19 protein-coding genes are annotated in these 18,814 nt (G+C 71.1%); 11 read left to right on the forward strand and 8 right to left on the reverse strand.

Going from position 1 to position 18,814, the window contains the following annotated elements:
- Positions 1–273 precede the first annotated feature (273 nt).
- Both AB0912_RS31090 and AB0912_RS31095 read right to left on the reverse strand, forming a co-directional pair.
- The gene (locus AB0912_RS31090) at positions 274–1,683 is read right to left on the reverse strand and encodes a CoA transferase (protein ID WP_366705747.1); all 1,410 of its coding nucleotides are present in this window, start codon (positions 1,681–1,683) and stop codon (positions 274–276) included.
- A 147-nt stretch (positions 1,684–1,830) separates the two neighbouring features.
- On the reverse strand, positions 1,831–3,357 hold the full coding sequence (locus AB0912_RS31095) for a S8 family serine peptidase (RefSeq protein ID WP_366705749.1): 1,527 nt from the start codon (positions 3,355–3,357) through the stop codon (positions 1,831–1,833).
- Between the two features lie 412 nt (positions 3,358–3,769).
- Between AB0912_RS31095 and AB0912_RS31100 the strand changes: the two genes are divergently transcribed.
- From AB0912_RS31100 to AB0912_RS31130, 7 genes are all read left to right on the forward strand, one after another.
- A complete protein-coding gene (locus tag AB0912_RS31100; RefSeq protein WP_366705751.1) occupies positions 3,770–4,147 on the forward strand; it encodes a DUF485 domain-containing protein in 378 nt (125 codons plus the stop codon).
- Positions 4,144–5,781 carry a cation acetate symporter gene (locus AB0912_RS31105; RefSeq protein ID WP_366705753.1) on the forward strand — a complete coding sequence of 546 codons (1,638 nt, stop codon included), beginning with the start codon at positions 4,144–4,146 and terminating at the stop codon, positions 5,779–5,781. Before AB0912_RS31100 ends, AB0912_RS31105 begins: the two co-directional genes overlap by 4 nt.
- A 191-nt stretch (positions 5,782–5,972) precedes the next feature.
- Positions 5,973–6,962, forward strand: coding sequence for a GTP 3',8-cyclase MoaA (gene moaA / locus AB0912_RS31110; RefSeq protein WP_366705755.1), 990 nt, complete (start codon positions 5,973–5,975; stop codon positions 6,960–6,962).
- A 798-nt stretch (positions 6,963–7,760) separates the two neighbouring features.
- Positions 7,761–8,159 (forward strand): matrixin family metalloprotease, encoded by a 399-nt coding sequence (locus AB0912_RS31115; protein WP_366705757.1) that lies wholly within the window; start codon positions 7,761–7,763, stop codon positions 8,157–8,159.
- Positions 8,160–8,170: 11 nt separating this feature from the next.
- The gene (locus AB0912_RS31120) at positions 8,171–8,560 is read left to right on the forward strand and encodes a DUF6281 family protein (RefSeq protein ID WP_366705759.1); all 390 of its coding nucleotides are present in this window, start codon (positions 8,171–8,173) and stop codon (positions 8,558–8,560) included.
- Positions 8,561–8,872: 312 nt separating this feature from the next.
- Positions 8,873–9,028 (forward strand): recombinase family protein, encoded by a 156-nt coding sequence (locus AB0912_RS31125; RefSeq protein ID WP_366705761.1) that lies wholly within the window; start codon positions 8,873–8,875, stop codon positions 9,026–9,028.
- 56 nt (positions 9,029–9,084) lie between these two features.
- Entirely contained in the window at positions 9,085–9,474 is a 390-nt protein-coding gene (locus AB0912_RS31130; RefSeq protein WP_366705763.1) for a recombinase family protein, read from the forward strand.
- 109 nt (positions 9,475–9,583) lie between these two features.
- Here the strand turns inward: AB0912_RS31130 and AB0912_RS31135 are convergent, their stop codons facing one another.
- The gene (locus AB0912_RS31135; RefSeq protein WP_366705819.1) at positions 9,584–9,826 is read right to left on the reverse strand and encodes a hypothetical protein; all 243 of its coding nucleotides are present in this window, start codon (positions 9,824–9,826) and stop codon (positions 9,584–9,586) included.
- Positions 9,827–10,165: 339 nt separating this feature from the next.
- Positions 10,166–10,552 (reverse strand): DUF3099 domain-containing protein, encoded by a 387-nt coding sequence (locus tag AB0912_RS31140; RefSeq protein ID WP_366705821.1) that lies wholly within the window; start codon positions 10,550–10,552, stop codon positions 10,166–10,168.
- Between the two features lie 242 nt (positions 10,553–10,794).
- Here AB0912_RS31140 and AB0912_RS31145 point away from each other — a divergent pair, with 242 nt between their 5' ends.
- Complete coding sequence (locus tag AB0912_RS31145; protein WP_355876702.1) at positions 10,795–11,076, forward strand: GlsB/YeaQ/YmgE family stress response membrane protein; 282 nt, start codon at positions 10,795–10,797, stop codon at positions 11,074–11,076.
- A gap of 203 nt (positions 11,077–11,279) precedes the next feature.
- Here AB0912_RS31145 and tyrS read toward each other — a convergent pair whose 3' ends face one another.
- Genes tyrS through AB0912_RS31160 form a run of 3 tightly spaced genes read right to left on the reverse strand, consistent with a single transcriptional unit; the run spans position 11,280 to position 15,540 of the window.
- Complete coding sequence (gene tyrS / locus AB0912_RS31150; RefSeq protein WP_366705765.1) at positions 11,280–12,548, reverse strand: tyrosine--tRNA ligase; 1,269 nt, start codon at positions 12,546–12,548, stop codon at positions 11,280–11,282.
- A gap of 44 nt (positions 12,549–12,592) precedes the next feature.
- A complete protein-coding gene (locus AB0912_RS31155; RefSeq protein ID WP_366705767.1) occupies positions 12,593–13,987 on the reverse strand; it encodes a metallopeptidase TldD-related protein in 1,395 nt (464 codons plus the stop codon).
- Positions 13,984–15,540: a TldD/PmbA family protein gene (locus AB0912_RS31160; protein ID WP_366705769.1), complete on the reverse strand. Its 1,557-nt coding sequence runs from the start codon at positions 15,538–15,540 to the stop codon at positions 13,984–13,986. Before AB0912_RS31160 ends, AB0912_RS31155 begins: the two co-directional genes overlap by 4 nt.
- Before the next feature lie 306 nt (positions 15,541–15,846).
- Between AB0912_RS31160 and fabG the strand changes: the two genes are divergently transcribed.
- From fabG to AB0912_RS31175, 3 genes are all read left to right on the forward strand, one after another.
- The gene (gene fabG, locus AB0912_RS31165) at positions 15,847–16,566 is read left to right on the forward strand and encodes a 3-oxoacyl-[acyl-carrier-protein] reductase (RefSeq protein WP_366705771.1); all 720 of its coding nucleotides are present in this window, start codon (positions 15,847–15,849) and stop codon (positions 16,564–16,566) included.
- A 5-nt stretch (positions 16,567–16,571) separates the two neighbouring features.
- A complete protein-coding gene (gene fabI / locus AB0912_RS31170; protein ID WP_366705773.1) occupies positions 16,572–17,339 on the forward strand; it encodes an enoyl-ACP reductase FabI in 768 nt (255 codons plus the stop codon).
- A gap of 152 nt (positions 17,340–17,491) precedes the next feature.
- Entirely contained in the window at positions 17,492–17,851 is a 360-nt protein-coding gene (locus AB0912_RS31175) for a hypothetical protein (RefSeq protein WP_366705775.1), read from the forward strand.
- 212 nt (positions 17,852–18,063) lie between these two features.
- Here AB0912_RS31175 and AB0912_RS31180 read toward each other — a convergent pair whose 3' ends face one another.
- Positions 18,064–18,774 (reverse strand): FCD domain-containing protein, encoded by a 711-nt coding sequence (locus tag AB0912_RS31180; protein ID WP_366705777.1) that lies wholly within the window; start codon positions 18,772–18,774, stop codon positions 18,064–18,066.
- Positions 18,775–18,814 lie beyond the last annotated feature (40 nt).

Consider the following 18,814-nt stretch of genomic DNA (forward strand, 5'->3'; position numbering starts at 1 on the left):
GGCGAGGGCCAACGGCACGCTGTAGGCGTGTGCGACGACTTGTCCGTGCTCGTCCTCGGCGAAGCCGCCCCGGCCGCCTCCGCCGCCTCCGCCCCGGCCGCCCCCGCCTCCGCCGCGCCGGCCATCGGTCGTGTCAACGTCACCTCACGATGCTCACCAGCCGCCGCCCACCCGGCGACTCACGTTAGCCCGTCCGGCGTTGAGGGTCCGGGCCCACCGGAAAAGCGGCGGACACCGTCACCGAGCCCGGCCCCCGGGACCCCCTTTCCCTCCTCACACCCACCGCGCCGCATCCGCACCCAGCGGGCCCGGCGGGCGGGACCAGTCGGCGGGGGCGCCGGTGTAGGCGACCGGGGGGAGGGCGTAGCGCAGGTGGGCGGCCGGGGCTTCGCGGGTGGTGAGCCAGGGGGCCGGGGTGTCGTAGGGGAGGGCCGTTTCCGGGGAGCCGCCGGGCTCCGCGCGGGCGTCGGCCGACGCGGGGATGTCCCGGGTCAGCCACGCCGCCGTCCGGGCGAGGGACAGCCGGACGCGGCGTCCCCGGCCGTCCCGCGACCGCTCGGTCAGGGAGCGCAGTACGGCCGCCGCCAGCAGATACCCGGTGCCGTGGTCGAGGGCCTGCGCGGGCAGCGCGCCGGGGTTCTCCGCCGACCCTTCGGTGACGGCGATGCCGGTCGCCACCTGCACCAGGCTGTCGAAGCCGCGCCGCCCGCCCCAGGGCCCGTACGCGCCCCACGCCGACAACTGCGCCACGATCAGGCCCGGCCGGCGTTCGGCCAGCGCCTCCGGGGAGAGCCCGAACCGGTCGAGGGAGCCCGGCCGGTAGCCGGTCACGACGACGTCGGCCTCCGACAGCAGCTCCTCGAAGACGCCCCGGTCGGCCGCGAGGTCCAGCGTCGCCGACCGTTTCCCGAAGCCGGTGTCGGCGTGTCCGTCGGCCAGTTCGGGAAGCCGGGGCGAGTCCAGGCGCAGCACGTCGGCGCCGAGCAGGGCGAGGGTGCGGGTGGCGACCGGGCCGGCGATGACCCGGGTCAGGTCCAGCACCCGCACCCCGGCCGCGGGCAGCAGCGGCCCGGCGCCGGTCAGGGGAGCGAGGGGACGCGCGGTCCCGGAGCCGAGTACGCCACGCTCGATCAGCGGCCGGGCCGCCACCGCCCGGGCCTGTTCATGGGCGGCCCACTCCTCGGGCGTGCGCGAGGCGACGGCGAGGCCACCGGCCGCGTACACCGTCTCCTCGACCTCCCGCGCGGACCGCGCGGCGAGCACCGCCGCCACGTCGTCCACGGTCGCGTCGTCCGCGAGCGCGAGGGCGGCGAGCAGCCGGGCCCGGTGATGGGGATAGTTCGCGTGGGTGCGCACCCAGCCGTCCGCCGTCCGCCAGAAGCGCGACAGGGGTGCGAAGGTGACCGGCGCGCGCCCGTCGACGAGCAGATGCCGTTCGCTGACGAACGCCGTGGCGACCGCCCCGTCGTCCACCGTCACGTGCGGGACCTCGGCACGGCCGGTCCGCCGGGCCGCCAGTTCGGCGGCGGCCAGCGCGCACCCGCCCACGCAGGCCCGCGCCATCTCCCGTACGGGCAGCCGTGCCTCCAGCGTGCCCGTCCGCACCACGGTCGAGACCGCGGCAGGCAGCGCGGGGTCCCCGTCCAGCTCCCGCCACACGGCGGCGATCGGTGATTGCGTCATACCGGCACTATGCAGAGTGGATCGGATCAACAGCCGCGCCGGGCCCCACCGCAGAAGGCCGGGCCCCCACCCGACGAGGGGGCGCAGCGCCGTGGCCCCGGCCGTCGCGAGGTACGACGGCCGGGGCCACGGAGGCTTGCGGCAGGGCTACTTGACCGCCCGCAGGGCGTTGACGACGCCGAAGCCGTAGAAGCCGTTCACCCGCTTGCCGCCCTCGCAGGTCGCGTCGACCACGCCGTCCCCGTTCCCGTCGTACGGGTCGGCCGGGCAACCCGGGTTGTCCGCCTGGGCCTTGAGCAGCAGCTGGAGCTGAGCGGGCGTCGCCCAGGGGTACTTGGACTTCAGCAGCGCGGCCACACCGGCGACGTGCGGCGTCGCCATCGAGGTGCCCTGGAGGTAGCCGTACGTGTTGTTCGGCAGCGTCGACAGGATGCGGCCGTTCTGCGACGGGGTGTCCGGGATCTGGTACCGGTCACCGCCCGGCGCCGCCACGTCGACAACTCCGTTGCCGTAGCTGGAGAAGTAGGACTTGGTGCCCTTGACGCCGGTCGAGGAGACCGTGACGACACCCGGCAACTGGGTCGGCAGATCAAGGCACTTGTGCGGGTCGACCGTCCGCGTCACCGGCGTCGAGTCGTCGGGGCTGGAGTCGTCGGTCAGCGCGTCCGAGGCGAGGTCGTTGTTGGCGTTGCCCGCCGCGGCCACGTTCAGCGTGCCCTTGCGCTGGGCGTACAATTGGGCCCGGTTGACCGCGTCGACGATCGCCTTCTGGTCGGGGTCGTCCAGGCAGTTGTACTGCCACGGGTCCACGTAGTAGCTGTTGTTGGTGATCTCCACGCCGTGGTCGGCGGCGAACACGAACGCGCAGACGACGCTCTCCGGATAGAAGAGCTGCGTGGAGTCCGGCTCGGCCACGGTGATGCCCGATACCTTCACGCCGGGGGCGACACCGGCGACCCCGATCCCGTTGCGGGCCGCCGCGATCTCACCGGCGACATGCGTGCCGTGGTAGTGGTCGGCGTCCACCGGGCGCCAGGAGCCGTACGACGTGTCCGGCTTGCCGCCCACGCAGTTCGCGGACTGCGAGGCGGAGAAGTTCGGGGCGATGTCCGGGTGCGTGTCGTCGACGCCGACGTCGATCACCGCGACGGTCACCTTCTTGCTGCCCGGGTTGATCGCGGCGGCCTTGTCGGCGCCTATCGCGCGCAGGTCCCACTGGTCGGCCTCAAGGGGCTCCGCGCCGGGAGCCGCCGCCTTCGCGTCCTTGGCGGCCTCGGCCGCCGACAGCACCTGCACCGCGCCCTCGTCCGTCGTCCCCGCCGCGGTCAGCGGCGAGGTGCGGGTGGCGCCGGCCGACTGCACTCCGCGCACCGCCCGGATCCGCTGCCCGAAGTCCGGGTTGGCGGAGTGGACGACGATCACACCGATCTGCTCGTACGCGATGACGACGCTGCCGCCGGCCGCGGCGATCGCCTTCTTCACCGACGCGATGGTGAGGCGGTCCGCCCGGGTGTTGACCACGTAGGAAAGGTTAGGGCCCTCCGCCGCCGTCACGGCGGGCGCGCCGGCCGGGGCGGCGGTGGCGACACCGGGCAGGAAGCCCAGCGAAGCGGTGAGCGACAGAACGACCGGCACGGCAAGGGCAAGACGGCGTCTGGAACGCAGATGAGCCATGGGATCTCCACATCATCCGGAAAACGGAGCTGCCCGAACACAGGTGGTGCTCGGGCAGGTACATGACGGAAATGGCGCAGGCTGAAGCTATCCTCCCGCCGCCCGGGCCAGCAATGACTTCCGGCGACGACTTCCGGAAGCGGGCCCTCAGGGCACGCGAGGACGGCGACTTCCGAAAGAATCCGGGGGAGTTGAACCGGCCCACGCGTGGCGCCGTGACCTTGGGCAGGGAGCCCGTGGACGATCGAGCCCCCTGCCGGATCACGGAACGGAGCCGCGGCCTCGCACCCCGTCACGTGATCCACATCACTGTGAGGTCAGCCGTATGCCCGTAGCCGAACCGACCCCATCCGCGAGCACCGGCTCGCCCCCGCCCACCGTCGCAACCGCACCCGCAACGCGAGGAGACACCGTGGCCACCGACGCCCCGCCACCCGCGAACGACGCCCCGCCGCCCGCGCGGACCGGCGCCCCCCTGCCGTCCACCGAGGAGTTCATCGAGGTCCAGCAGAGCGCCGAGTTCGGTGAACTCCGCCGCTCCCACCGCTCGTTCGCCTTCCCGCTGACCGTCGGCTTCATCCTCTGGTACCTGCTGTACGTCCTGCTCTCCAACTACGCGGGCGACTTCATGGGCACCAAGCTGTTCGGCAACATCAACGTCGCCCTGGTGCTCGGCCTCGCCCAGTTCCTCACCACGTTCCTCATCGCCTGGTGGTACTCGCGGCACGCCGCCGCCCAGCTCGACCCCAAGGCGGAAGCCATCAAGTCCCGGATGGAGGGCGGCGCATGAGTTCCGTACAGACCGGCCTGCACACGACGGTGCTCGCCGCGGGCGAGGCCAGTGAGCACCGGCCGCTGATCATCACCCTGTTCGCGGTGTTCGTCGCCGCGACCCTCGTCATCACCGTCTGGGCGGGCCGCCAGACCAAGGACGCCGCCGACTTCTACGCGGGCGGCCGGCAGTTCACCGGCTTCCAGAACGGCCTGGCCGTCTCCGGCGACTACATGTCCGCCGCGTCCTTCCTCGGCATCGCCGGCGCCATCGCCCTCTTCGGCTACGACGGCTTCCTCTACTCCATCGGCTTCCTGGTCGCCTGGCTGGTCGCCCTGCTCCTGGTCGCCGAACCGCTGCGCAACTCCGGCCGCTACACGATGGGCGACGTCCTCGCCTACCGGATGCGCCAGCGCCCGGTGCGCACCGCCGCCGGCACCTCGACCATCGTCGTGTCGATCTTCTACCTGTTGGCCCAGATGGCGGGCGCGGGCGTCCTCGTCTCGCTGCTCCTCGGCATCACCAGCGACGGCGGCAAGATCGGCATCGTCGCGCTCGTCGGCGTCCTGATGATCGTGTACGTCACCATCGGCGGCATGAAGGGCACCACCTGGGTCCAGATGGTCAAGGCCGTCCTGCTGATCGTCGGCGCCCTGCTGCTCACCTTCCTGGTACTGCTGAAGTTCGACTTCAACATCTCCGACCTGCTCGGCAAGGCCGCCGAGAACAGCGGCAAGGGCTCCGCGTTCCTGGAACCCGGCCTCAAGTACGGCGCCACCTCCACCACCAAGCTGGACTTCATCTCGCTCGGCATGGCACTGGTCCTCGGCACCGCGGGCCTGCCGCACATCCTGATCCGCTTCTACACCGTGCCCACCGCCAAGACCGCGCGGAAGTCCGTCAACTGGGCCATCGGCCTCATCGGCGCCTTCTACCTGATGACCCTCGCCCTCGGCTTCGGCGCCGCCGCGCTGATCAAACCCGACGAGATCATCGGCTCCAACAAGGCGGGCAACACGGCGGCCCCCCTGCTCGCCCTGCATCTCGGCGGCGTCGACTCCAACTGGGGCGCGATCCTGCTCGCCTCCATCTCCGCCGTCGCCTTCGCCACCATCCTCGCCGTCGTCGCGGGACTGACCCTCGCCTCGTCCTCGTCGTTCGCGCACGACATCTACGCGAACGTCATCAAGCGGGGCCAGGCCACCGAGAAGCAGGAGATGAGGGCCGCCCGCTACGCCACGGTCGGCATCGGCGCCGTCTCGATTTTGCTCGGCGCCCTCGCCCGCGACCTCAACGTCGCCGGTCTGGTCGCCCTCGCCTTCGCGGTCGCCGCCTCCGCCAACCTGCCCACGATCCTCTACAGCCTGTTCTGGAAGCGGTTCACCACCCAGGGCGCGCTCTGGTCGATCTACGGCGGCCTGGTCACCGCGGTCGGCCTGGTGCTGTTCTCCCCGGTGGTCTCGGGCAAGCCCACCTCGATGTTCCCGGACGTCGACTTCCACTGGTTCCCGCTGGAGAACCCGGGCCTCATCTCGATCCCGGTCGGCTTCCTGTTCGGCTGGCTCGGCACCCTGCTGTCTAAGGAGGAGCCCGACGCCGGCAAGTACGCCGAGCTGGAGGTCCGCTCCCTGACCGGCACCGGAGCGCACTGAGCCACCGGCACGGCGCGAGGACACCGGCACAGCACGGGCCCGTCGCGGACCGACTGGTGATCACCACTAGTAGGTCCCTACGACGGGCCCGCGCCGCGTCTCGTGGGATCGGGCCGCTGTCGTCACCCGGCCGGTCACGTAGGCTCGCAGATGTCCGGACCACGAGATCGGCATCGCGGAAGGAGGCCCACGTGCTCATCGACACCTTCGGCCGAGTGGCCACCGACCTGCGGGTCTCCCTCACCGACCGGTGCAACCTGCGCTGCACCTACTGCATGCCCGAAGAGGGCCTTCAGTGGCTCGCCAAGCCCGATCTGCTCACCGACGACGAGATCGTCCGGCTGATCGGCATCGCCGTCACCCACCTCGGGATCGAGGAGGTCCGCTTCACCGGCGGCGAACCCCTGCTGCGCCCCGGCCTCACCGGCATCGTCGAGCGGGTCGCGGCGCTCGCCCCCCGCCCCCGGATGTCCCTCACCACCAACGGCATCGGGCTGAAGCGCACCGCCGCCGCCCTGAAGGCCGCGGGCCTCGACCGGGTGAACGTCTCGCTGGACACCCTGCGGCCGGACGTCTTCAAGACCCTCACCCGCCGCGACCGGCACCGGGACGTCATCGAGGGACTCGAAGCCGCCCACGCCGCCGGCCTCACCCCCGTGAAGATCAACTCGGTCCTGATGCCGGGCCTGAACGCCGACGAAGCCCCCGACCTGCTCGCCTGGGCCGTCGCCCACGACTACGAACTCCGTTTCATCGAGCAGATGCCGCTGGACGCCCAGCACGGCTGGAAGCGCGACGGCATGGTCACCGCCGGTGACATCCTCGCCTCCCTGCGCACCCGCTTCGAGCTGACCGAGGAGGGCGCCGGCGAGCGGGGGTCCGCACCCGCCGAGCGCTGGACCGTCGACGGCGGCCCGCACCGGGTCGGGGTCATCGCCTCGGTGACCCGCCCGTTCTGCGCCGCCTGCGACCGCACCCGCCTGACCGCCGACGGCCAGGTCCGCACCTGTCTCTTCGCCACCGAGGAGACCGATCTGCGGGCCGCGCTGCGCTCGGACGCGCCCGACGAGGAGATCGCCCGGATCTGGCGGACCGCCATGTGGGGCAAGAAGGCGGGAGCGGGCCTGGACGACCCGTCGTTCGTCCAGCCGGACCGCCCGATGTCCGCGATCGGCGGCTGACTCCGCGACGCGATCGGCGGCTGACTCCGCGATCGGCGGCTGACTCCGCGATCGGCGGTGACTTAGCGACCGGACCGGAGATCGGCTGTCGGAGCCGGCCGGGTTCGGCCTGGAGACCACCCGTCGGGGCCGGGTTCGGCCCCGGGGCCCTAGCCCAGACACCAGGGAACAAGTAACCCGCCAGTAGGTTCCGGGGGTCGCTTCCCTGCCGTTTCCCGGTACCTGGTCGCATCGTTGGGCTGTCCGGGTGAATGCCCGGAGGGCCGACGACAAGGGGCGGGTGTGCAACAGGAGTGGTCGCCGGAAGAGCTGCTGGAGATGGGCAAGCGGCTCGACTTCGCTCTGCCCACGGCGCCCCGCCCCCGGACACCGGTCAGTGCCCTCGGCCAACCAGCAACGGAGCCCCGCCATGCCCGCTGAACAGTACGGACGCTGGATCAGCTGACGTACTTGTTTGCGATCCCGAGGAGTGGGAGCGAGGGCGCACGCACCGTTGTGACGGGGGCGAGAGCATGCGGAGCGAACATTCCGTGAGTGTGGAACAGGCCGTTGCACACATGGTCCCGCCAGGTTACGCGGGGTTCCCTGATCCGGAGTCGAGGCCTGAAGCCCGACGCGGCGGACTCTGGGAGGCGGCAAGCGCTCTCCAGGCCCCAGCCTCCAGGTAAGCGGAGTCTCAAACGGAGTCGCGGCGTCCCTGTCGGCGGTCGCCGACAGCGCGCACGCCGGTACGACAACATCACCGACAGCTACAACAACTGCGGGTACAGCGACTCGGTTGGCGCGAAGACAAACTTCTTGTCCGAGACCAGCTACGAGGCGGACGTCAACACCAGCTCCCAGTGCACCGACAGGGACGGGCTGAGTACCTGGGATGCAGGAGACCTCAAGAGCGGCGTCGTAGCCACGACCTGCTCGTGGACCTGGCCCATGCCCGGAGTCAAGAACGACCTGCGGGAGGCTGACGTCCGCTTCAACACCCACGACTACGACTTCACGAACAAACCGACCAGCAGCTGCTCGAACAAATACGACATCCGCTCCGTCGGTACTCATGAGGCCGGACACGTCTTCGGACTGGGACACGTCGGTTCGGGACACGAAAACCTCACCATGTACACGAACTCGTTCGTGTGCTCGACGAAAGCCAGGACGCTCGGCAAGGGAGACGTCCTCGGTCTTCGTAGCATCTACTGAGGAGAGGCTTGATGAGCTGGGTCGGGCGAAGCACGGCGCTAGTGGCGGCCGTGATGGTGTCAGCAGTCGCATGCACGGCGGGTAGCAGCAGCGACGGCGAGGAGTCAGGATCTTGTGAATACCGGATCCTGTACCAAGACCGAACGTACCGTGACGTTGCGAATGTGGAGTTCACAGTCGGAGAGAAGCTCGGCAAGGCCACCAAACCGCCTTGTGACGACACTGGCGGACAAGATGTATCCGAGGCGTCAGGGACGACAGAGACCGTCTACGAGGTCGACGGCATCTCTCCCAAGGTGGCCATCGCAGTCGGCGACACTCCTGGTGAAGCCAAGTTTGTCGCTGCCTACTCTGGCACGAAGCTTCCTCCCGAGGTGAAGAAGCTGACCGACGGCTCATAGCGCCGAGTGTGGGGCGTCGCAGCCCGGATAGTTGCGGCGCCCCGGCCGAGGCCGGCGGGGGCAGCCGGTCGCCTGTACCCCCACGTCGTCGTCCGCGGGACGCCCCCGCCGCCGATTGCCGCACGTCTGGTGGCGCAGTGCTGGGAACCCGCGAAGTTGTCGTATTGAGGTGAGTCTGCGCCCGGCCTGAGTGTCGGCAAACGAACGTCTGCCGACACTCGGCGCAGTGATCACGAACCCGCAGGTGGACAGTGTCGGCAACTCGCGTCGGCAATCAACGTCGGAGAACGGTCCCTCGGGTAGTTTCCGACGATGCTCATTGGCTACTGCCGCACATCGACGCCCGACCAGAACCCCGATCATCAGATCGACGCACTACTCCGCCACGGCGTCGACCGCGACAACATCCACATCAAGGTCGCCAGCGGCGCGAAGGCGTCGCGCCCGAAGCTCGATCTCGTCATGTAGCTGCTGCGCGAGGGCGACACTCTGAAGGTGACCGGCTCGACCGGCTCTCCCGCTCGGTGCTGCATCTGGTGACCCTCGGCGCCGAACTGTGCGAGCGGAGTATCGGGCTACACGTCATCGAGCAGGGCATCGACACCGCCACCATGGAGGGCCGCGCGATGTTCGGCATGCTGTCCGTACTCGCTGAACTCCAGCGTGAGCTGATCGTGGCGAACACAAACGACGGGCTCGCCTCCGCACGGGCCCGCGGCCGCGCGGGCGGGCGCCGGCCGAAGCTCACCGCGGACCAGGCCGCGCTGGCCCAACGGCTCTACGACGAGCGAGAGAAGACGGTCCAACAGATCGCCGACATGTTCAGCGTGCCGAGGTCGACGGTGTACGGGCACCTCGACAAGACCAGGACCGTACCTCGCCAGCCGAAGAAAACTGGGGGCACGAAGCCCTGAAAGCTACCGGCGGGTTACTTGTTCCCTGGTGTCCGGGCTAGGACTCCGGGGCCGGTTCGGCCGGGCGGCCGGCCGCCGCAGCCGTCTGGGGCCGCCCAGGGAAGAGCCCTCAGGCCTCCGGCGACTCCCACTCCTCCAGCCGGACCACGTCCTTCAGGAACCCGCGGATGCCGAGGAACTTCGACAGGTGCTCGCGGTGTTCGTCGCACGCCAGCCAGGTCTTCCTGCGCTCGGGCGTGTGCAGCTTCGGGTTGTTCCACGCGAGCACCCACACGGCGTCCGCGCGACAGGCCTTGGCCGAGCAGACGGGCGAGGAGGGGGAGTCGGGGCCGGAACCGGGCACGTTCAGCATCACTCCACCGACCCTAGCCGAGGCCGCGCCTGACGCGTCCCGCGCGGTCGGCCGACGTCCCCGGAGGGGCCCGGACCGGGTCCCCCGGCACCCCCACAAAGGCGACGCCGAGCAGCCACGGGGGGAGCTGCCCGGCGTCGGTCCGTCGCTCCGACGGGGGATGCGGAGCGCGTACGAAGTATGTCACGGCCGACCCGCCGCCCGGCACCTGAACAACATGATTGATCTGAGGTTTTCTTGAGCTTCGCGCGTGGCCGGATTCCGTTTCGGGAGGAACCCCCGGCCCCGTTTCAGCAGGCGTAACAGACCCCCGCGGGGGGCCGGCGGACCCGCTGTGCGTCAGCTCGGATCGTGCGGCGCGGGACGCGGCGGCGTCCCCGCGTCGGCGACGACGTCCTGCGGCACCGGACCCGCCGGACCGTCCTGCCGCGGCGGCGCGATCATCGGCCGGGAGGGCGCGGTGAGGAACGTGGAGGGGAGTCCCGGCGCGTTCTCGCGGCCCGCGTTGGCGATGACGACCGCGACGTAGGGCAGCAGGATGCCGAGGACCAACGCGACGATCGCCACATACCGCTCGACGTTCCACAGGGTGGCCGCGAGGATCACCGACACCGTACGGACGGACATGGAGATGACATAGCGGCGCTGCCGGCCGCGCACGTCCTCGTCCAGTCCCTGCCGCGCTCCGGTGATCCGGAAGACCTGGACGTCGCTCTGCTTCCTGATCACACTGCACCACCCGCCTGTCTCGGACGCTCCCCGGTCCGTACCCGGTACGAACCCGTCGAGAGCGGGCCCGGACAGCGTCCACGGTACGCCGCGGCTGCGCCGCCTTCGAGACCGGGGCAGGTCCGGTACGGGTGGATCGGCTGCGCCGTAGCGCGTATGGCCGTGCCCGACATGCGCCGTACGACGGACGCCACGACACTGGCGGTACTGCTCACGGAGAGCCGTACTAGGAGGCAGACATGGGCTGGTTGTGGGCGATCATCGTCGGGTTCGTGCTGGGTCTGATCGCCAAGGCGATCATCCCGGGCAAACAGCACAGCCCCCTGTGGCTGACCACGATCTTCGGCATCCTCGGAGCCATCGTCGGCAACGCGATCGCGCGCGGCATCGGCATCGCGGAGACCCGCGGCATCGACTGGGGCCGGCACGCGCTCCAGCTCGCCGCCGCGATCGTCATCGTCTTCCTCGGCGACATGCTCTACATGGCGGTGCGCGGCAACAAGGTGAAGGCGACCCGCTGACCGAGGCCCGGTGAGCCCGCTGACCGAGGTCCGGTGAGGCGCACGCCGGTACGGGACTTGCGCCCCGGGCGCGGCGCGGCGGTACGGCGAGAGGGGGCGGCCCCGTTCAGGGAGCCGCCCCCTCTCGCCGTCGTGCGCCGTCGTCCACGTACACCCCGAGGACGCCGTGCCGCGTGCGGCGGGGACCTCAGGCGCCGGTGATCTCAGGCGCCGGTGACCTCGACCGCCGCCAGGCTCTTCTTGCCCCGGCGCAGCACCAGCCAGCGTCCGTGCAGCAGGTCCTCCTTGGCGGGGACCGCGTCCTCGGCGGCGACCTTCACGTTGTTCACGTACGCCCCGCCCTCCTTGACCGTGCGCCGGGCGGCCGACTTGCTGGCCACCAGGCCGACCTCGGCGAAGAGGTCCACGACGAGACCCGGCTCGGCGACCTGGATGTGCGGCACCTCGGAGAGGGCCGCGCTCAGCGTCCGCTCGTCGAGCCCGGTCAGCTCGCCCTGGCCGAAGAGCGCCTTGGACGCGGCGATCACGGCGGCCGTCTGGTCGGCGCCGTGCACCAGCGTGGTCAGCTCCTCGGCCAGCGCGCGCTGCGCGGCCCGCGCCTGCGGCCGCTCCTCGGTCTGCCGCTCCAGCTCCTCCAGCTCCTCACGGGACCGGAAGGACAGGATGCGCAGGTACGTCGACACGTCCCGGTCGTCCACGTTCAGCCAGAACTGGTAGAAGGCGTACGGCGTCGTCATCTCCGGGTCGAGCCAGATGGCGCCGCCCTCGGTCTTGCCGAACTTGGTGCCGTCCGCCTTCGTCATCAGCGGTGTCGCCAGCGCGTGCACCCGCGCCTGCGGCTCCAGCCGGTGGATCAGGTCCAGGCCGGCCGTCAGATTGCCCCACTGGTCGCTGCCGCCCTGCTGGAGGGTGCAGCCGTACCGGCGGTACAGCTCCAGGAAGTCCATGCCCTGGAGCAACTGGTAGCTGAACTCGGTGTAGCTGATGCCCTCCTCGGACTCCAGCCGGCGGGCCACCGAGTCCTTGGTGAGCATCTTGTTCACCCGGAAGTGCTTGCCGATGTCCCGCAGGAACTCGATGGCCGAGAGGCCGGCCGTCCAGTCCAGGTTGTTCACCATGACCGCGGCGTTCTCGCCCTCGAAGGACAGGAACGGCTCGATCTGCGAACGCAGCCGCGTCACCCAGTTCGCCACCGTCTCCGGGTCGTTCAGCGTGCGCTCCGCCGTGGGGCGGGGGTCGCCGATCTGGCCCGTCGCCCCGCCGACCAGCGCGAGCGGCCGCAGCCCCGCCCGCTGGAGCCGGCGCATCGTGAGCACCTGCACCAGGTGGCCGACGTGCAGGCTCGCCGCGGTCGGGTCGAAGCCGCAATAGAACGTGACGGGACCGTCCGCGAGCGCCTTGCGCAGTGCGTCTTCGTCGGTGGACAGGGAGAACAGCCCCCGCCACTTCAGCTCGTCGACGATGTCCGTCACGGTTCTCGTATCTCCTTGGGTGGTCGCGTGGATCAGGTACGAGGTTATACGCCCTGGCTGACAGAGCTCATATTGAAGTCCGGCACCCGCAGCGGGGGCATCGCGGCCCTGGTGAACCAGTCGCTCCACTCCCGGGGCAGCGTCTTCTCCGTCCGCCCGGCCTCGGTGGCCCGGCCGAGCAGGTCCACCGGCGACTCGTTGAACCGGAAGTTGTTCACCTCGCCGACGACCTGCCCGTTCTCCACCAGGTAGACGCCGTCCCGGGTGAGCCCGGTCAGCAGCAGCGTCGCCGGGTCGACCTCGCGGATGTACCAGAGGCAGGTCAGCAGCAGACCGCGCTCGGTGGCGGCGACCATCTCCTCCAGCGACCGGTCCTCACCGCCGTCCAGGACGAGGTTCCCGATCGACGGCGCCACCGGCAGCCCGGTCAGCTCCGCGCTGTGCCGGGTGGTGGACAGATGCCGCAGCTCGCCCTCCCGGATCCAGTCGGTGGCCGTCAGCGGCAGCCCGTTGTCGAACACCGAGGCGTCGTCGCCCGAGGAGTGCGCCAGCACGAACGGCGCGGACTCCAGACCCGGCTCGTTCGGGTCGCTGCGCAGCGTCAGCGGCAGCTCGGTGAGCCGCTCGCCGATGCGGGTGCCGCCGCCCGGCTTGCTGAAGACCGTACGGCCCTCGGCGGCGTCCCGCGCGGCGGCCGACCACATCTGGTAGATCATCAGGTCCGCGACGGCGGTCGGCGGCAGCAGCGTCTCGTAGCGCCCGGCCGGCAGGTCCACCCGCCGCCGCGCCCAGTCCAGCCGCACCGCCAGCTCCGCGTCGAGCGCGGCCGGGTCGACGTCCTTGAAGTCCCGCGTCGAACGCCCCGCCCACGCCGACCGCGTCCGGTCCGGGGACTTGGCGTTCAGCTCCAGCGTCCCGTTCGGCTGGTCGTGCCGCAGCCGCAGCCCCGTCGACGTCCCCACGTAACTGGTCACCAGCTCGTGGTTGGCGAAGCCGTACAGCTCCCGGCCGCCCGCCCGCGCCCGCGCGAAGGACTCGCCGAGCGCCGGCGCGAAGTCGGCGAACACCGCGGAGGACGTCTCGGCCGGCGCGTCCGTGAAGTCGGGGGACTCCGGCACGCCCGTGACCAGCGGCCGGCCGTCCTCGGCGGGACCGGCGCCGCGCGCCGCCGCCTCCGCCGCCCGCACCAGCGGCTCCAGCTCGTCGGCGGTCACGGCCGACCGCGAGACCACGCCGGACGCGGTGCCCTCCCGGCCGTCGATGGTGGCGATCACGGTGAGCGTGCGCCCCCGGGTGACACCGTTGGTGGTCAGCGCGTTGCCCGCCCAGCGCAGGTTGGCCGAGGACTCCTCGTCGGCGATCACCACACAGCCGTCGGCCCGGGACAGTTCGAGGGCGCGCTCGACGACCTCGTGCGGCTTGTTGGTACGGGCGCTCATCGACCGGCCTCCTGCGTCGTGTTCAGAATGTTGACGCCCTTGAAGAGGGCGGAGGGGCAGCCGTGCGAGACCGCCGCGACCTGGCCCGGCTGGGCCTTGCCGCAGTTGAAGGCACCGCCCAGGACGTAGGTCTGCGGACCGCCCACCGCGGCCATCGAACCCCAGAAGTCGGTGGTCGTCGCCTGGTACGCGACATCCCGGAGCTGGCCCGCGATCCGGCCGTTCTCGATCCGGAAGAACCGCTGGCCGGTGAACTGGAAGTTGTAGCGCTGCATGTCGATCGACCAGGAACGGTCGCCGACGACGTAGATCCCGCGGTCCACCCCGCTGATCAGGTCCTCCGTGGACAGACCGCCCGGGTCCGGCTGGAGCGACACGTTCGCCATGCGCTGCACGGGCACATGCCCGGGGGAGTCGGCGTACGCGCACCCGTTGGAGCGGTCGAAGCCGGTCAGCCGCGCGATCCGCCGGTCGAGCTGGTAGCCGACGAGCGTGCCGTCCTTCACCAGGTCCCAGGACTGCCCGGCCACCCCTTCGTCGTCGTAGCCGATGGTCGCGAGGCCGTGCTCGGCGGTACGGTCACCGGTCACGTTCATCAGCTCCGAGCCGTAGCGCAGCTTGCCGAGCTGGTCGAAGGTGGCGAACGAGGTGCCCGCGTACGCCGCCTCGTAGCCGAGCGCCCGGTCCAGCTCGGTGGCGTGCCCGATGGACTCGTGGATCGTCAGCCACAGGTTGGACGGGTCGATGACCAGGTCGTACGCTCCGGCCTCGACGCTCGGCGCCCGCATCTTCTCCGCGAGCAGTCCGGGAATGCGCTCCAGCTCGTCGTCCCAGTCCCAGCCGGTGCCCCGCAGGTACTCCCAGCCCCGCCCGACCGGCGGCGCGAGCGTCCGCATCGAGTCGAACTCGCCGCTCGACTCGTCCACCGCGACCGCGGTGAGCTGCGGATGCAGCCGCACCCGCTGCTGGGTGGTCACCGTCCCCGCCGTGTCCGCGTAGAACTTGTTCTCGTGCACCGCCATCAGCGAGGCGTCCACGTGGTTGACGCCGTCGGCCGCCAGCAGCCGCGCGCTCCACTCGGCGAGCAGCCCCGCCTTCTCCTCGTCCGGCACGGAGAACGGATCGATCTCGTACGAGGAGATCCACGTCCGGTCGGCGTGCACCGGCTCGTCCGCCAGCTCCACGCTCCCCCACTGCCCGAGAGGCGTGGGAGGTGCCCCCACGCCGGAACCGGCCGCCTTGATCACCTGGGCGGACAGCTTCGCCATCGCCACGGCCTGCGAGGCGACCTTCGCCGCCGCGTCCATCGTCAGATCGACGCCCGACGCGAACCCCCAGGTCCCGCCGTGCACCACCCGCACCGCGTAGCCCAGGTCCGTGGTGTCCGACGAGCCGGCCGGCTTGGCGTCGCGCAACCGGAGCGAGGCGCTGCGCACCCGCTCGAACCGGAAGTCCGCGTGCTCCGCGCCGAGCGCCCGCGCCCGCGCGAGCGCGGCGTCCGCGAGGGCGCGCAGCGGCAGCGCCGTGAACGCTTCGTCGATGGAATGAGGCACCGAGGTCTCCCTGCTGTCGTGGCCTGTCGGGTCCGATCATGTCGCGCGGAACGGCTCCCGGGCCACGTCTTTCGCGGGACCGGGTGCTTTTTCGGCCGGGGCCGCGTCGGCTGTCCGACGGCTTTCTGTAGGGACCCGACAGCGGGCACCCGGACCCACTGTCGGTGCCCGATTCCCTCGGACGCGGGACGGACCGATAGGTTTTCGAGGAAGGCGCCTGCACACAGGGGGTGCCGCACGCGGGGGTTCCCGCACACGGGGGTTCCTGCTCGCAGGGTTTCAGTCCGCTATCGAAAGGGTGATCCGTTGAGCCGCTCGGTTCTCGTCACCGGAGGCAACCGAGGCATCGGCCTCGCCATCGCCCGCGCGTTCGCCGACGCGGGCGACAAGGTCGCGATCACATACCGGTCCGGCGAGCCGCCGGCCGCCCTGACGGAGTTGGGGTGCCTCGCGGTCAAGTGCGACATCACCGACACCGAGCAGGTGGAGCAGGCCTACAAGGAGATCGAGGCCGAGCACGGCCCGGTCGAGGTCCTCGTCGCCAACGCCGGCGTCACCAAGGACCAGCTCCTGATGCGCATGTCCGAGGAGGACTTCACCTCGGTCGTCGACACCAACCTGACCGGCGCCTTCCGCGTCGTCAAGCGCGCCAACCGCGGCATGCTGCGGGCCAAGAAGGGCCGCGTCGTCCTCATCTCCTCGGTGGTCGGCCTGCTCGGCTCGGCGGGCCAGGCGAACTACGCCGCCTCCAAGGCCGCGCTGGTCGGCCTCGCGCGCTCGCTCGCCCGGGAACTCGGCTCGCGCAACCTCACCTTCAACGTCGTCGCCCCCGGCTTCGTCGACACCGACATGACGCAGGCGCTCACCGAGGAGCAGCGCGCGAACATCGTCTCGAAGGTGCCGCTGGGCCGTTACGCGAAGCCCGAGGAGATCGCCGCGACGGTGCGGTTCCTCGCCTCGGACGACGCCTCGTACATCACTGGAGCCGTCATCCCGGTTGACGGCGGACTGGGAATGGGTCACTGATCACCATGAGCGGAATTCTCGAGGGCAAGCGCGTCCTGATCACCGGTGTGCTGATGGAGTCCTCCATCGCCTTCCACACCGCCAAGCTGGCCCAGGAGCAGGGCGCCGAGATCATCCTGACCGCGTTCCCGCGGCCGACGCTGACCGAGCGCATCGCCAAGAAGCTCCCGAAGCCCACCAAGGTCATCGAGCTGGACGTCACCAACGACGAGCACCTGGCCCGTCTCGCCGACCTGGTCGGCGAGGAGCTGGGCGGCCTCGACGGCGTCGTGCACTCCATCGGCTTCGCGCCGCAGGACGCGCTCGGCGGCAACTTCCTGAACACGCCGTTCGAGTCGGTCGCCACGGCCATGCACGTCTCGGCGTTCTCCCTGAAGTCGCTGACCATGGCCTGTCTGCCGCTGATGCAGAACGGCGGCTCGGTCGTCGGCCTCACCTTCGACGCGCAGTACGCGTGGCCGCAGTACGACTGGATGGGTCCGGCCAAGGCCGCCCTGGAGGCCACCAACCGCTACCTCGCCCGCGACCTGGGCAAGCAGAACGTGCGTTCCAACCTCATCTCCGCGGGCCCCATCGGCTCGATGGCCGCCAAGTCCATCCCGGGCTTCGGCGAGCTGGCCGCGGTGTGGGACTCCCGCGCCCCCCTGGAGTGGGACCTCAAGGACCCGGAGCCCGCGGGCAAGGGCGTCGTCGCCCTGCTGAGCGACTGGTTTCCGAAGACCACCGGCGAGATCATCCACGTCGACGGCGGCCTGCACGCCATCGGCGCGTAGCGCTCACGCCTGTACGGACGCCCCGTTCCCCGCGGCTCGCGGGGGGCGGGGCGTCCCCCGTTCGGCCTATTCGGCCGGGCGCCCCGGGTACCGCGGCACGCAGTCTGGGAGAACGCACCGCCCCGCAGCCGTACGGCCGAGGAGGTCCCCTTGTGCGCCTGTCCCGCCGCATTGCCCCGGCGCTCGCCGCTGTCGCCCTGGTGACGGCCGTACCGTCCGAAGCGATACCCCGGACCCTCGGCGACCAGGGCGGCGCGGGCCCCGCACGCTCCTCGCGGTCCCAGCCGTTCGGCGCCGACTGCCGGACCACCGTCACCGGCTCACACGTCGTGGCCTACTGCCACAACCCCTATGTCGACCCCGACAGCGTCCGACTGCACGTCGAGTGCGCCCGCTGGTGGGACATCGACACGGACAGCGCCCCCGCCGAGGTGGCACCCGCCGGCACCGTCCGGCTGACGGGGCGGTGCTGGAAGGAGATCCGCGCGGTCTGGATCACGCACGGCACCTGACGCCCCCGGCGAGGTCCTCCGGATCACGCACGGCCCCCGACGGTCGGCCGGGTCCTCACGGCCCCCGACGGCCGGCCGGGTCCTCCGGATCACGCACGGCACCTGACGCCCCCGGCCAGGTCCTCCGGATCACCGCACGCCCCCCGACGGCCGGCCGGGCCCGCCTTCGAGCCCACACGGCGCGGCACCTGTCCGCCCGGCCCTCCCCGCGCTCAGCCCCGGCGGGTCCCCGGAGCCCGGCGCCCGGTGTCCAGCCGCCCCGGCCGGCACATGAACGCGTAACTCCCCGCCTCCTCGGCCGCCTCCTCCGCCGCGCCCGCGCGGATCGCGTCCACGAGCCGGGCGTGGTCCATATGACTCTCCGGAGTCAGCTCCGCGCCCACGTCCTCGCGCAGCCAGTCGCGCAGCACCTCGCCCAGGTCCGCGTACATCGCCGTCATGACGTCGTTGTGCGACGCGGCCACCACCGCCAGATGGAAGGTCGCGTCCGTCGTCACGAAGGCCTCCGCGTCCCCCGACTCCCAGGCCTCCTCCCGGCGTACGAGGAGGGCGTCCAGCCCCTTCAGATCGCGCTCGGTGCGCCGCTCGGCGGCCAGTGCGGCGGCGCTCGACTCCAGCGTGGACCGCAGCTCGGCGATGTGCCGCGGATCGGCGTCCGCGAACCTGCGGTGCATCACGCCCGCCAGCTCGCTGGTCGTCACGACGTAGGTGCCCGAGCCCTGCCGGATGTCCAGCAGACCGTTGTGCGCCAGTGCCCGGACGGCCTCGCGCACGGTGTTGCGCGCGACCCCGAGCTGGTCGACGAGTTCCGGCTCGGTGGGGATACGGGAGCCCACCGGCCACTCGCCCGAGGTGATCTGGTTCCGCAGCTCGGCGATGACCTGCTCGGACAGCGCCGAACGGCGGGGATGGCTCAACGGCATGACGGTCCTTCGTACGGGCCCGGGTGCGGTCGGTCGCGCG

The sequence above is a fragment of the Streptomyces sp. NPDC007084 genome (genome assembly GCF_040703595.1).
Taxonomy (GTDB): Bacteria; Actinomycetota; Actinomycetes; order Streptomycetales; family Streptomycetaceae; genus Streptomyces.

Bases quoted from the DNA above. Each gene is read 5' to 3' on its own strand.
- AB0912_RS31145 (WP_355876702.1), top strand. From the start codon at position 10,795: ATGGGCTGGTTGTGGGCGATCATCGTCGGGTTCGTGCTGGGTCTGATC.
- AB0912_RS31135 (WP_366705819.1), bottom strand. From the start codon at position 9,826: ATGCTGAACGTGCCCGGTTCCGGCCCCGACTCCCCCTCCTCGCCCGTC.
- AB0912_RS31125 (WP_366705761.1), top strand. From the start codon at position 8,873: ATGCTCATTGGCTACTGCCGCACATCGACGCCCGACCAGAACCCCGAT.
- AB0912_RS31105 (WP_366705753.1), top strand. From the start codon at position 4,144: ATGAGTTCCGTACAGACCGGCCTGCACACGACGGTGCTCGCCGCGGGC.
- AB0912_RS31120 (WP_366705759.1), top strand. From the start codon at position 8,171: ATGAGCTGGGTCGGGCGAAGCACGGCGCTAGTGGCGGCCGTGATGGTG.
- AB0912_RS31180 (WP_366705777.1), bottom strand. From the start codon at position 18,774: ATGCCGTTGAGCCATCCCCGCCGTTCGGCGCTGTCCGAGCAGGTCATC.
- AB0912_RS31155 (WP_366705767.1), bottom strand. From the start codon at position 13,987: ATGAGCGCCCGTACCAACAAGCCGCACGAGGTCGTCGAGCGCGCCCTC.
- AB0912_RS31090 (WP_366705747.1), bottom strand. From the start codon at position 1,683: ATGACGCAATCACCGATCGCCGCCGTGTGGCGGGAGCTGGACGGGGAC.
- fabI (WP_366705773.1), top strand. From the start codon at position 16,572: ATGAGCGGAATTCTCGAGGGCAAGCGCGTCCTGATCACCGGTGTGCTG.
- AB0912_RS31095 (WP_366705749.1), bottom strand. From the start codon at position 3,357: ATGGCTCATCTGCGTTCCAGACGCCGTCTTGCCCTTGCCGTGCCGGTC.